General features: G+C 54.3%; 10 protein-coding genes. 6 read left to right on the top strand and 4 right to left on the bottom strand.

Annotated elements, in window-relative coordinates:
* The first annotated feature begins 422 nt into the window (after window positions 1-422).
* Window positions 423-584, top strand: coding sequence for a hypothetical protein (locus tag Pla22_RS25240; RefSeq protein WP_165440665.1), 162 nt, complete (start codon window positions 423-425; stop codon window positions 582-584).
* Between the two features lie 18 nt (window positions 585-602).
* A complete protein-coding gene (locus tag Pla22_RS14000; protein ID WP_146515477.1) occupies window positions 603-1,559 on the top strand; it encodes a hypothetical protein in 957 nt (318 codons plus the stop codon).
* A gap of 296 nt (window positions 1,560-1,855) precedes the next feature.
* Here the strand turns inward: Pla22_RS14000 and Pla22_RS13995 are convergent, their stop codons facing one another.
* On the bottom strand, window positions 1,856-3,058 hold the full coding sequence (locus Pla22_RS13995) for a response regulator (RefSeq protein ID WP_165440664.1): 1,203 nt from the start codon (window positions 3,056-3,058) through the stop codon (window positions 1,856-1,858).
* 397 nt (window positions 3,059-3,455) lie between these two features.
* Here Pla22_RS13995 and Pla22_RS13990 point away from each other — a divergent pair, with 397 nt between their 5' ends.
* On the top strand, window positions 3,456-5,735 hold the full coding sequence (locus tag Pla22_RS13990; protein WP_146515475.1) for an arginine/lysine/ornithine decarboxylase: 2,280 nt from the start codon (window positions 3,456-3,458) through the stop codon (window positions 5,733-5,735).
* Window positions 5,736-6,005: 270 nt separating this feature from the next.
* Here the strand turns inward: Pla22_RS13990 and Pla22_RS13985 are convergent, their stop codons facing one another.
* Window positions 6,006-6,407 (bottom strand): hypothetical protein, encoded by a 402-nt coding sequence (locus tag Pla22_RS13985; RefSeq protein ID WP_146515474.1) that lies wholly within the window; start codon window positions 6,405-6,407, stop codon window positions 6,006-6,008.
* Window positions 6,408-6,508: 101 nt separating this feature from the next.
* Window positions 6,509-7,168, bottom strand: a complete 660-nt coding sequence (locus Pla22_RS13980; protein ID WP_146515473.1) for a phenylalanine--tRNA ligase beta subunit-related protein — start codon at window positions 7,166-7,168, stop codon at window positions 6,509-6,511.
* A gap of 297 nt (window positions 7,169-7,465) precedes the next feature.
* Between Pla22_RS13980 and Pla22_RS13975 the strand changes: the two genes are divergently transcribed.
* Together Pla22_RS13975 and Pla22_RS13970 are read left to right on the top strand one after the other, a co-directional pair.
* Window positions 7,466-9,115 carry a prenyltransferase/squalene oxidase repeat-containing protein gene (locus tag Pla22_RS13975; protein WP_146515472.1) on the top strand — a complete coding sequence of 550 codons (1,650 nt, stop codon included), beginning with the start codon at window positions 7,466-7,468 and terminating at the stop codon, window positions 9,113-9,115.
* A gap of 289 nt (window positions 9,116-9,404) precedes the next feature.
* The gene (locus tag Pla22_RS13970; protein ID WP_146515471.1) at window positions 9,405-10,598 is read left to right on the top strand and encodes a phosphorylase family protein; all 1,194 of its coding nucleotides are present in this window, start codon (window positions 9,405-9,407) and stop codon (window positions 10,596-10,598) included.
* Window positions 10,599-10,649: 51 nt separating this feature from the next.
* Here the strand turns inward: Pla22_RS13970 and Pla22_RS13965 are convergent, their stop codons facing one another.
* Window positions 10,650-11,591 (bottom strand): DMT family transporter, encoded by a 942-nt coding sequence (locus Pla22_RS13965; RefSeq protein WP_146515470.1) that lies wholly within the window; start codon window positions 11,589-11,591, stop codon window positions 10,650-10,652.
* Window positions 11,592-12,000: 409 nt separating this feature from the next.
* Here Pla22_RS13965 and Pla22_RS13960 point away from each other — a divergent pair, with 409 nt between their 5' ends.
* Complete coding sequence (locus Pla22_RS13960; protein WP_146515469.1) at window positions 12,001-14,022, top strand: tetratricopeptide repeat protein; 2,022 nt, start codon at window positions 12,001-12,003, stop codon at window positions 14,020-14,022.
* Window positions 14,023-14,040 lie beyond the last annotated feature (18 nt).

The following is a 14,040-nucleotide window of genomic DNA, read 5'->3' as shown; positions in this document are numbered from 1 at the left end:
CAGAAACCGCTTCCGCTGGGCAACAGATTTTCAAGCGTTCAACCGTTTGCCGGCGCTGGTAAAGGGTCCTCCCCGCGTTACTCGAGCGTTTTCGCAACTGCAGCGGTGCCGATCTCGTCTATGAGAAGAGACAAATTCCCCTCAACAAAGTTCAGATGACGCTTTTCAACGTACGATCAATACCAAACGTTCGTGACCCAGGAATATAGTATGACGCCTGGGACAAAGGCTGTCTTTGAAGCGGCTCTTGAATCAGTTTCGGAAACGCTTGTTAAACTTGATGCCGGCGAAAACCGCTCGCAATAAAGGACGGTTAGAATAGAGCGTGCGAGCTTCGTGCGATGATTCTTGGCTCTCAAGGCCAAACGGAACGATCAGCAATCGGAAATCTGTAAGAAATCAAGTCGAGAGGAACGTGATTGATGCCAACCGCGCCTACTGAAGAGCCCGTGACGGTGCCCGCTGAACCGACGACTGAGCCAACTCCAGCGCCCGCTCGTCCTTCGCGCAGCCCGCAACCCGAAAGTGATCCGTTCGACCCACCTTGGCCTGCGGGACGTCCGATGCCAGCTCCGAAAGCCTGACGCTTGGTTCCGCCCCGCATGAACGCGCACGAGCGAGATCACTTCCACAAACGTTGGACGCTGAACACGCTTATCCAGGGCGCTGCTTCGCATATCCACGTCACGGCGCCTCACATGGTTCGTGAGTCACTCGACGCGTTGATCCCAGGACTGACGCGACAATACATTCAGTTCGTATTGATGGGTCAACTCAACTACGTGTGCGGCGACCTGATGCTGATGCAGGGCCGCCCCAACCACTGGTTCGGCTTTTCATCAAAACCCCAAAAGGTCATCGCCGACCATCCAGTGTTCGCCCAGCATGGCAATCGACTCGCTCGCGCCGAAGCCAAAACGCTCAGGTCGAAAGCGAGAGCCCATCGCGTCAGGATGATTCCTATGATCACACCGATGTTCATGATGCGCAAGATCAATCGCCTCACCGAAACCGAAGCCCCTTTTCGTGAACCACTTCAAAAATTAGCAATTCAAATTGCTACCGAGATCTATGACATCGCTCCTGACCAGCTCGATGCAACCCTGACCAAAGAAGTCGCCTTTGGCAACATCGCCCCCGCGGACAACTTTATCACTGAGGTGATCGGCCAAAGCGTGATCGGGTATGGCGGGGTGAATCGAGATCAAGAAGGCAAATGGAAAGTGGTGGCTCGCGCTTGGATCTTCCCACTGTTGGTCCATGAATTGATTGAGGGCATCACGGAACTGATTTGTATGCATGGCATGAGCGATTGGGACGAAGCGACTTATCGCAATGTCACAACGGCGGCTGATCGCTTGGACCACGAAACGATGTGCATTCAAGTCGGTCCCGAACTATGGCGACGATTGCTTGGTGTTGTTCCACGTCGGGTGCCACTGGCCAAAGTCGTCATGCAGATTGCCAAGCTGCCACCGGATCCGCTGCATGAGCTTATCAATCAGGTGATCGCGGACCCCGAACTCGCTCGCGTCCGCTTGGTCGAACTCACTCGCTAAGCCGTATCGCTATCGATGAACGATTGCTCGAAGCGCCCGGATGGCTAGTTTTCGTCAAGTCATTCGAACCGATGTTCGTGCAAGACGCATCTGCACGGCCAGGGGAATCCGTAGCACGAGCGAAGCAACCGAGTCTGATCACCCGGTCGCTGGGCGATCAACTCGTCCGATCAAACCGAGTCGCGAAAATTCGCATCGGATCGACTCTGTGGTGTCGCCGATAAGATCGCACCCTTCGCACGCGGGCTTTCCGCAACGCATGGCGGCGGAATCTGCAACCGCATTTACCGCAGCAGCTAAGCCAGGGCGCTCGACAATTCAACAGACTCGGTGATATCCAACCTTGCATCAGGCACCATGGCGTCTTTGGCGGCCTGGACGTTGACGAAAATAGGCTGCCGGATTTGTGATCCCAGGCGTCGAATCTGACTGACCTGCAACTCAGTCAATTGTTGGCCTTTCGTTACGACCACGGTTCCGTCGCGAGTTTCAATGTTGCAATCCGTCACCATGCCTGGTCGAAGGGCGGACACCGACACTTCTTCGACTTCCATAGCGAGTTGTTGTTCGACGTGCTTGCTAAGAACACCAGCAATCGTGGGAGAGAATTTCCTTGGAGCAAGACGGATCGTTGCAGCAGCACGAAGCGGTGAAATGCCGGCTTGCAATAGGCGATCGTATTCCAGCGACACATGCAAATAGTTGGCGCGTTGAATGAGTTCTGCTTCGTCGGGATAGTCCATGGCATCGCTAAAGGGACGCAATTGGGCGGCGATCAAACGACCAATGTTCTCTAGCCGTGGTATTCGAGAAACTAACTTGCTGCCCAATTCAGGGTGCCTCGCAAATTCAAGTTGCTCGTGAGCCGTCAAGGGTTCGCCATAGTGCAGCTTTTGAAGGATCTCTTCGTTAAGCGAAATACAACCGACTTCGCATAACATCGCAGCGAGCACGATTTCCCAGGACGACGATACGCCGCTGAGCCCACAAAGACCTTCGACCGTTCGACGCACGCGTGCTGCGCGGCCGAATGCGAGCGGGCTGCTGATGGAAAGCATATCCACGAGCAAACGAACGCTGCCGCTAAGTGTCTTATCGAGCAAGTCCTTTTCGGCCCGTTTGATCCGATACTGCTCTAACGATTCATCAATCGTCTTGGCCAATTGCTCGGCGGGGCATGGCTTCGTCAAGAAACGAAAGACTTGACCTTGGTTGACGGCAACCGAAGCGACCTCGCGCAAATCGACGCCCGTCAACATGACTCGGACGGACTCGGGCGACACTTGCCGAACTTGGTTCAAGAATTCGGCGCCGCTCATGCCACCGGGCATGTTCATGTCCGACACCACTACCGCAAATTGATCCTGCGCAGCGATTAACTCGAGGCCGATTTCACCGCTGTGCGCAATTTCTATTTCGTATCGGTCGCCAAGCTGTAATTGATACAGCTGGACGATCACGTCTTCGTCATCGACGATCAGGATACGTTTATTCGTCATCATGGTGCCCAGATTGAAGTTCTCCGAAAGCGATCGCTGAGAACCATAAGCCCTGTCGTTCCCAGAATTTGGTGACGTATCACCATCCGCTTTTCGCAGATCTAGAAAAACCTACGTCAACAATTGGGTGTGATCATTCATATTTCCCAAGAAATCTGGGCCTATCGACCAACCCCAGCGACGATGACGGGGATGTCATACTGGCGATCGTGATTTCGTCGTATACGCGGATTGTGCGGGTCACACGGCTTGCGGGTGCCGATTCGGCAGATCGGTTGCCTGACCGGTTGTTGCCCCGCGAAATTTCGGTTGGGCTAAGAGTCCAAAGAAGACCCTGTGCCGATGGGCGAAAGGTGCTTAAACTTCCCGCGTCTCTACCTTTCTTGAAAGTCCCTCTATGAAGTTTCGATTTCCGATTCTGATCATTGACGAAGATTACCGCTCGGAAAACACATCCGGCCTGGGCATTCGCGCGCTTGCCGAAGCGATGGAGCGCGAGGGTGCGGAGGTCATCGGCGCTACCGGTTATGGCGATTTGTCTCAATTTGCACAGCAACAATCGCGTGCATCGGCGTTCATCCTGTCGATTGACGACGAAGAAATTTTGCATGGGCCCGAAGAGGGACCAGCGATTGAGATGCTACGCGAATTCATCCAGGAAATCCGCTTCAAGAACAACGACATCCCGATCTTCCTGTACGGGGAAACCAGAACGAGCAGCCATATTCCCAATGATATCCTTCGGGAACTGCATGGCTTCATTCACATGTTCGAGGACACACCCGAATTTGTCGCTCGGCACATTTTGCGAGAAGCGCGGGCCTATACCGATTCTCTGGCTCCTCCGTTCTTTCGAGCATTGCTGGAATACGCCAGCGACGGATCTTATTCCTGGCACTGTCCTGGTCACTCGGGCGGTGTAGCTTTCTTGAAAAGCCCTGTCGGGCGCATGTTTCACCAGTTCTTTGGCGAAAACATGTTACGAGCCGACGTTTGCAACGCGGTTGAAGAACTCGGCCAACTGCTCGACCACACGGGCCCCATTGCCGCCTCGGAACAGAACGCAGCGAGGATCTTTCACGCCGATCACTGCTTCTTTGTGACCAATGGAACGTCCACATCCAACAAAATGGTGTGGCATTCCACCGTCGCTTCGGGCGATATCGTGGTCGTCGACCGTAACTGCCACAAATCCATCTTGCACTCGATCATCATGACCGGAGCGGTACCGGTATTTTTGACACCGAAACGCAATCACCTTGGATTGATCGGACCAATTCCGCTCGAAGAATTTTTGCCCGAAAGCATTCAGCGAAAGATCGACGCCAACCCGTTTGCGCGTGCCGCCCAGGATGCGAACCCAGGACGCAAACCGCGGATCTTGACAATCACGCAAAGCACCTATGACGGCATCGTTTACAACGTCGAGATGTTGGAAACCTTGCTTGACGGTAAAATCGACACGTTGCACTTTGACGAAGCTTGGTTGCCTCACGCCACCTTCCACGATTTCTATCGCAACATGCACGCGATCGGACGCGACCGACCACGTTGCGATCAATCAATGGTGTTCGCCACTCACTCGACCCACAAGTTGCTCGCGGGCATCTCGCAAGCGTCGCAAATCTTGGTCAAAGAACCCAAGGGCCAAAAACTCGATCGACACATTTTCAACGAGGCGTACTTAATGCATACCTCGACCTCGCCGCAGTACGCAATCATCGCGTCTTGCGATGTTGCTGCCGCGATGATGGAACCGCCCGGCGGGACCGCGATGGTCGAAGAATCTATTTTGGAAGCCTTGAACTTCCGCCGTGCGATGCGAAAGGTCGATGCGGAATGGGGCGACGATTGGTGGTTCCAGGTTTGGGGCCCTGATGAGATCCCCGAGGACGGAATTGGCGAACAAGCAGATTGGATTTTACGAAGTGACGCGTCATGGCACGGCTTCGGCCATGTCGCCGACGGGTTCAACATGCTTGACCCGATCAAAGGCACAGTCACCACGCCTGGCTTAAATCTGGACGGTCAATTTTCGGAATGGGGAATCCCAGCTTCCATCGTGACGCTGTACCTGTCGCACCACGGTGTGATCGTGGAAAAGGCAGGGCTGTACTCGTTCTTTATCATGTTCACGATCGGCATCACCAAGGGGCGTTGGAATACGCTGGTCAGTGCGTTGCAACAGTTCAAGGACGATTACGATCGAAACCTGCCGATTTGGAAAGTCTTGCCCGAGTTTGGACAGGCTTATCCAATCTACGAACGAACGGGACTGAAGGACCTTTGCCAGTCGATTCACGAAACCTACAAAGACAACGATATCGCACGCGTTACCACCGAGATGTACTTGTCCGACATGGCACCCGCGATGGTGCCCTCGGATGCTTACGACATGATGACGCACCGCGAAATCGACCGCGTGCCCATCGATGAACTCGAAGGCAGAGTTACGGCAGTATTGCTGACGCCTTACCCACCTGGCATTCCGTTGTTGATCCCAGGCGAATGCTTCAACAAAACGATTGTGGAGTACCTGAAGTTTGCCAGAAGCTTCAACAAGAAGTTCCCTGGATTCGTCACCGACATCCACGGTTTGGTGGAAGAAGAGATCGATGGTGAACGACACTACTATGTCGATTGCATCCGTATGCGACGCGATTACGACGTGGACTAGTTGGATCGGTGGTTGGATCGACCGTCGAATCGTCGCACCAAACAAGCCGAACCAACACCCTTGCTGCATCAAACAGATGCCGAGAAAATGCTAGGGGAAGCCCCGAAAAAACATTGGGGAAAGAGCCGGCAATGCGCTGAGTAACCGGCGAGAGAATGTCAAACCGTTCTCGAGTGTCTACGAAATCACCACCGCGTCGCAATGAGCAAGGCGGTGGTGAATGAAGCCGCCGGCGTACCGGCGGCGAGTTCGCGGTTGCTTGGCAACCAATTACGCAGCACGACGACCGGCCTTCGCCGTCGTCTTGGTTGCAGCAGGCTTGCGAGCCCGAATTGCCTTGGTGGCAACAGGCTTTTGGGAGGCTGCTTTTTTAGCAGCCGGTTTGCGAGCCGAGACGGTGGTCTTCTTAGCGATTGACACAGTCTTGTTAGTGGACGACGTCTTCGCGGCTGGCTTTTGAGCCTTAGGAGCAGACGCCTTCTTTGGCTTGGCTTCAACAGCCGTCTTCAAAACAGGGCTAGACTTCTTCGCAGCGGGAGCAGTCTTCTTGGCTACCGGAGACGCTTTGGCAGCAGGTGCCTTCTTCGGGGTGCTCTTGATAGCCGTTGTCTTGCTGACAGCAGTCTTCTTAGCAACCGTCTTGGTCTTCGGTGCAACTGAGTTCTTCGACATTCTTTGTTACCTATCGAAACTACGAATCTGGCAGGCGATGTGCCTGGTGCGGGGTAAATAGCAAATCCCAAATCGGTTAGGAAAGATCACTCCTGACACTTTCAAGATTGATTTGTGATTTTGTTTTCGTCAGTCGGCTTCCCGTCCGTCGTTACCGCCCCCTGGGATTCGAGCAATTGCCGATACCAGGACTCGACCGACTGCGTCCGACCTTGCAAAACAACCGTTCCCCAAATGATCGAAAGAGTTCGCCGTGTGTCGGCATGGGTCTTTGTTCGCTGGGAATCCTTGACCGCGTTGGCACAGGGCCCTTTCGCATCGGCAAGGCAAAGCAAACCGCCGATATCAAGGGTTTGTCCCGACCGGTTAAATACGTACTCGGCTCCCTCGGGTGCGACCAGAATCTCGACCGGCTCGGTAACCAAGTCCAAGTCCACCACACTGATCGGCAATCCGCTGTGAAGCGAAACCAGGTTGCATACATCCACTGCGAGATTGATCGGCGAAAGCGGCTGCTCCCCAGACGCCTTGATCAAGTACTCCGACGCCGGCTTGCTTCGCCCCGTTGGCTTGAATCCGCCCTGGCGAAGCAGATCCCGGACGGCCTTTCGGATTTCATCAGAACTTGAAAACAAAGTCTGCGCATCCCGATCGAGCATTGCTAACAACTCTGGACCGCTTTGCATCTCACCTAGCGGCTTTGGAAACGTCGTGACAAACGATCGGCAATCGAGCAACGGGTGAGCTGTAACTTTCAGCATGGTTCAACCTTTCAGCGGGGGGCTTCCAGCAAGGCTGGTAACTTCGCTCTGTGACGATAGGGTTCGGTGTCGATATTCAACAAAGAAAAACAATTCGTTTCGTCGCTTCAAAAGCGATACAATGCAAGCGGGGATGACCGGGCCGTGCCAGGACTTCACCGCAATTTCGTGCCTCGGATTCGCATCGGTCACGAATGCCTTATCAAAAGCTTTTCCAATGATTGCTAGCCTGCGAACCCACCGCCTGCGAATTCACCGCCTGCGAACGTACCGCCTGCGAACCTACCGCGTGCGAACATGAATACGCGTGCGAACATGAACTCGACCGTTCCCAATGCGCCGGTGATTCTACCTGGGAAAGAATCTAGCCCAACCACAGAGTTCCCCCCGCAGCACTCTGGTCGCCGTTCATTCTTGCTGGCCCAGAGCTGGTTAGTCAGTTTTATCATCCACCTCAGCTTGCTCTTGGTTCTGGCACTGCTATCAATGTCTCAAGGCGTCGCGTCTAAGACGTCACCACTAGTGGTCGCCTTCGCAAATCCGGGAAAGCAAGACGCCGGTTCGATGGTCATCACGCGGTTCGTACCGCCGGACCCGAATCTTGGCTCGCTGGATTCGGCATCTCGCCAAACTTCCGATCTGGCCAATGGTCAAAGACCGGACGCGATTGCCACGGACTCGATCGTCCCAGACTTCACACCCGCATTGCCGAGAAAGGTCTCCCGTTTGTTGGACCCGGCGGCCACGATTGACCGCGAATCAACCGCCGCCTTAGTTTCCAACACCGACTTGCCATCCAAGCTCCCCGAAGTCTTCAAGCTAGTGCCGTTGGTCACATCGGTTGAAAGTCGCACGAAAGAGAACAAAGCGATTCTGTTAGAAAGATTCGGTGGTTCAAAGCAAAGCGAAGAAGCGGTTCAGCGTGCTTTGATTTGGCTCGTCAACCACCAAGCCGTCGATGGAGGTTGGACGTTCGACCATCAACAAGTTTGCAATGGGAAATGTGACGGGTCCGGTCACATGGCCGGATCGCGAAACGGTGCCACCGGACTGGCCTTGTTACCCTTTCTCGGTGCTGGCGAAACTCACTTTCAAGGAAACTATACTGACGTGGTTCAGCGCGGGATTGATTACCTGCTCGCTCATCAGGAACGTGTTCCCAACAGCATGACCGCGGGCTCCTGGCATGAATCTGGCGGAACGATGTACTCGCATTGCCTCGCATCGCTTGCCATTTGCGAAGCGTATGCGATGACGGGTGATTCGCGACTTCGCTTACCAGCCCAAGCTTCGCTCGATTACCTGGTCTTGGCCCAGGATCCTTACCGAGGCGGTTGGCGTTACAGCCCTCGGCAAGCGGGTGATACATCCGTGGTCGGTTGGGCCGCGATGGCGCTAAAGAGTGGCCAGATGGCAGACCTTGTCGTTCCCGAGAAAACACTTGTCGGAATCGATCGCTTCTTGGATTCCGTCAGCACCCACTACGGTTCGAACTATGGATACACCGGTCCGTCTGCTGGACATCATGGCGGCCGAGCGACCAGCGCCATTGGATTGCTGTGTCGAATGTATCGTGGCGCACCGCCCACTCATGCGGCACTGATCAATGGTTCCGCCAAGCTTGCCGCTCCTGGACCCGGCGGCGACAACCTTTACTGCATCTACTACGCCTCGCAAGTTCTCCGCCATCTCGGTGGTCCTCAATGGGATCAATGGAATCGAGCCATGCGCGACCCATTGATTTCACTTCAGGTGCCGCTTGGCCACGCAGCAGGAAGCTGGCCTCCGAAGGCAATTCAAGGGATAGGCAGCATGGCGGGCGGTCGACTTTATTCGACATGCATGGCCACCATGACGCTCGAAGTATATTACCGCCACATGCCGCTTTACAGCGAAGATGTTCTCGAAAACCTGCAAGCTGACGCTGAAGACGACTTTGAGCTGTAACGGCATTGGTGGTCGCCTCGTTATCGCAGGATGATTTCGTTTGATGCGAAAGATGGCAGCTTGAACCTGCGCACTAGGCGGCGAATACGCATTGAACGGGCCGCGGGCAACTCCCCGCGATAGCAACCGCCATGCATCGCCAGCGATGGTTTGGTCGCTTGGCGGGGGGGCCAATTTACGGTGGCACTTATTGCGTTGGGGGCCAACACCGGGATAGAACCGGTCTGTTGCGGTCGCTAGAGAACAGCATCGCTGGTCATCGATCGACATATGAGCAACAATTTTGCTCATGAATACCGATCTGCGCATTGACCCCACGTTGTCTGAAGATGAAGTTCGTTCGCAAATTGAAGCGGCGTGTACTCGGATGGAACAAACGTATGCCGATGGCTACTACTCCAAAATCTCAGTCTTCCGAAACTGGTCCAAACACAACCCAGAATTAACCGGCAAGATCGCTCGTCCACGAGCGTATCGCTGGTACCTTCGCCGCGAACTTTTGAAGCTCGCCAAACGCGGCGCCGAGATCACGGTTTCGCAATCTCGGGCTCGAGTCGATTTGAATGATCCCAATCTTTTGGAAAAGATCGACGAGACGGACTTCGACCTTACTCGCAAGAAGGTGTTTCTGTTTGGCCCGGAACGCTCGGAGTTGTCGATTGCTCGCTTGGAACATTACACGGGAACGTCTTCGGAAGACTTTCAACGGTACGTGCTGTTAACTAACTATCAAATGCACGTCACTGCTTTCATCGAACAGTTTCCCGATTGCGTGAGGCCAAACCGACCCGATGTGCAAATGCCGGCGCTGCACCACAAGGAACCCGACAATCGCGGCATCAGTATCGTCAACATCGGCGTTGGCCCTTCCAACGCTAAGAACTTTACCGATCACTTGGCGGTACTGCGTCCTGATGCGATGTTGATGGTGGGTCATTGCGCCGGCGTTCGCAATCACCAAGATGTGGGCGACTTTGTCTTGGCATCGGGATACATGCGGGGCGACCACTTGCTCGACGAAGCGTTGCCCCCGTCGGTCCCGATCACGCCCAGCTTTTTGCTCAACCGAGCGTTGGCGAACGCGCTCGACTTCGCCAAACTGACCTATCGAATTGGCGCGGTCTACACGACCGCGGATCGAAACTGGGAACTATCGCTCCGCCGAACTCTCGAGAATTTGCGAGCCAGTCGAAGCATCGCCGTCGATATGGAATCCGCCACGGTCGCCGCCAATGGATTTCGATACCGAATCCCCAGTGCAACATTGCTATGCGTTTCTGACAAACCACTGCACGGCTTACCGAAGTTGCCCGGCGAGGCCAAGGCTTTCTATCAGGACACCAAGAAGCAACACATCGCAGTCGCCACAGCCGCCATTCGGATGATCAAAGATCAATACCCCGGTGGTCTGCCCAACAGCGACATTCGATCTCTCGATGAACCACTACTCGAAGGCCCCGATCACCAAATGAACATCGACTAGCCTAAAACAGGTGATCGCACTTGAGATCACTCGCCCGTGGAATCCGTTCGCTTATTTCCTTGCGACAAGGCTGACGCCGTAGATCGCAACCGCCATCCCTAGAAAGTGCTGAAGGGACGAAGGTTCGCTAAGGACAAAGATCGCGAGCATCATGGTTAGCACGGGACCGACGGAACCAATCACGGTTGTCCGAGTCGCTCCGATCCGCATGATGGCTTCGTTGATCATAAAGCTAGGGATCACTGTGCAAACGAACGCGAGTATTAATCCGTAGACGTACACAATTGGCTTAGCTTCCACCAGCGATGTCAAAGGCTGTGTCGCTGCAAAGTGGACTCCAACAAAGAACGTCGATCCAATCATCGCCAAGCTAGTGAATTGCTGGCTGCCAATATGCTTCATCACCGGCTTAGCGAACAGGATATAGAACGAATAGCTAAGCGCCGAACCAATCACCAGCATCACACCCAAGCTGGTGTCGCCGACCGATGTGAAGGCACGCTCCTGACCGTACATCAATAGCACGCCGAAATACGACAGCGCGATCGCCAAAACAATCTTTCGATTGATCTGCTCGCCAAGAAACAACCACGCCAAAACGGCGACCATCGCGGGATAAGTGAACAAAGTCAAACGTTCGAGCTGAGCCGAAATCTGTTCAAGTCCTGCCAAGTCCAAGTACGACGCGAGGTAGTAGCCCAAAAATCCGAGCGTGGTCGCTCGAATTACGTGTTCGCGCTGAAGTGGCTTGCGATCTTCGCGACGGCGCAAGTACCACAAAACCCCGACATAGAACGGCAACGCCAATGTCATGCGAATCGCCAACACCAACGTGGCATTCGCACCGGCGGCAAACGCGAGCTTGATGAAGATGGACTTCAGGGCAAACAGGAACGTCCCCACGATCGCCAGCGTGACTCCCCAAGTTCGATCGGCGGGCGAAGCTAATCCCTCAAGCTTCCTATCTACGACGCCTGCGTTTGATGACCGCACCACGTTCAACCCTTCCGGACCAAGACAGAACGACGAGATTGCAAGTAGCGTCGCGCGGGTCGTAGGTCCCGATGCGTCGGTTCCGGTGAAACAGGTTGTTGTATTGCTTTAGGCATTGGTTCGCTCATCGGGTCGCTCATCGGGTTCGCTCATCGGGTCGGTTCGGGAAGGTCCGCCCCGCGTCGATTGCGGCACGTCCTTGTAGCAACTTGGCTTTTTGACTCTTCATTCCTCAAGCGGGATGACAACCCTGCGGGACGACAAGTTCGCAAGTATCGAAAAATTTCGCAATCCGTTCTGCTGGGAATGCTTATCCCCGTCCTAACTCGATCATTGGTCGCGTCGGCTCGCTCGGCAATGTACGCTATTTCAAAATCCTAATGGCGGAACGTGCTCCAAACTCTAAGCAATGAACCTCGTGAAACCGACGACGCAACTTAATCATCGGCAATCCCTTTGGTTTGCGATTGCGCTGACCCTGCTGACGATGTTTGCTTACCTGCCGGCAATGAATGCTGGCTTCATTTGGGACGACGACGACTACGTCATCAACAACGATACGCTCCGGGACGTCAACGGATTGTGGCGGATATGGACCGACCCGGCAGCAACGCCCCAGTACTACCCGTTTGTGCATTCAACATTCTGGCTTGAATATCAAACTTGGGGGCTCAACGCTCGCGGCTATCACATCGTCAACATCATCATTCACATGCTGAACGCTCTGTTGCTTTGGCGTGTTTGCCGGCGTCTAGATATTCCATTGGCATGGCTAATCGGATTGATCTTCGCCCTGCATCCGGTGCATGTTGAATCCGTCGCTTGGATCACCGAACGCAAGAACGTTCTGTCAGGCCTGTTTTATCTAGGTTCCGCATCTGCGTACCTGCGTTTCCTGGGCTCTTCCCCCAGACAAGATGGTGAAGCGGGTAAAGCGGCGTCGGGATCAAATTCCAATTGGAAGTTTTACGGCTTATCGTTAGCCCTGTTCGGCGCGGCGTTGCTCAGCAAAACAGTAACCGCGACCCTGCCAGCAGCGTTGGTGCTGTTGATCTGGTGGAAGCACGGAACGGTCTCGCGCAGGCGTATTCTCGAGTTGGTTCCGATGTTCGTGGTCGGAATCGGGTTTGGCATGCTGACCGTTTGGCTTGAAAAGTACCATGTCGGTGCCGAGGGCATTGATTGGGACTTATCACTGCTTGAACGATTTCTTATTGCCGGCCGAGTGATTTGCTTTTACGCCGCCAAGTTGCTCATGCCGCTAGGGTTGGTGTTTACGTATCCCCGCTGGGACGTCGACGCCAGCCAAACTTGGCAATACTTCTTTCCTATCATCGTGGCTGGCACCATCGTCAGCTTATTCGTGTTGCGGAATCGAATCTCACGAGGCCCCGTGGTCGCATTTTGCTTCTTCTGCGGAACGCTGTTTCCTGCTCTCGGTTTCTTCGATGTCTATCCGATGAGATTCTCGTTTGTGGCCGATCACTTCCAATACCTGGCAAGCATCGGCATGATCGTGCTGTACGTTCAACTGGTTTCGTTGGCGTTTCGCAAACTCATCGGCTCGAACGAACAGTCACGCAATCGTGGATTGATCGCGGTAGCCTGCCTCTTGTCTTTGGTGCTAGGAACACTTACATGGAAACAAACCTTGATCTACAAGGATCTCGAAACGCTCTGGCGAGACACTATCGCTCGGAATCCGACAAGCTGGATGGCTCACAACAATCTCGGGGCTTTACTGAATCGGCGAGGGGACTACGCGGAGGCGTCCGAGCACTTGATGGAATCAATGAGGCTCAAACCTAACTTTGCCGATTCAGTCAGCAACTTAGGCAAAGCTCGCGAAGGCTTGGGAGATTTCGCACAGGCTCAAACGCTTTACGAACAAGCGGTTCAAATCAGCCCTACTCATGCCAAAGCTCTTAACAATCTTGCCGCGATCTATGGGATGCAAGGACGGCTTGATGAATCTCGACAATTGATTGATCGAGCCCTGCAAAGCGATCCAACGTTGGCTGCCGCCTTCGGTAATCTCGGATCATTGGAATCCGTACAAGGCAATCTGCCCGCCGCCATCGAGCACTATCGGCGGAGCCTCGAACTTGACCCGTCATTGACCGACGTAAGACTGAACCTTGCCAAGCTGTTCATTCAGAAAGCAGACTTTTCGTCTGCTCGCCAAGAACTACAAGCCGTCTTGGATCAGTCGCCGCAAAACGTGAGTGCTCTGCTTAATCTTGGCATCGTCTACGTGAACCAGGATCAACTTTCGATGGCGGTCGATGCGTTCGAGAAAGTCCTAGACACTGACTCCGAGAACGTTCCCGCGATGCGAAACTTGGCTTACACTTTGCGACTGATGGGACGCGATGAGCGAGCCGAGGCACTATCGGCTGCGGCTGATCGAATCGTTAACCCGCCGCAATGACCGGACGCCTACGGGGGC

It is taken from the genome of Rubripirellula amarantea (assembly GCF_007859865.1).
Classification (GTDB): Bacteria; Planctomycetota; Planctomycetia; order Pirellulales; family Pirellulaceae; genus Rubripirellula; species Rubripirellula amarantea.
The sequence above is the reverse complement of the archived record's forward strand: the minus strand, read 5'-3'. Positions and strand labels throughout refer to the sequence as shown.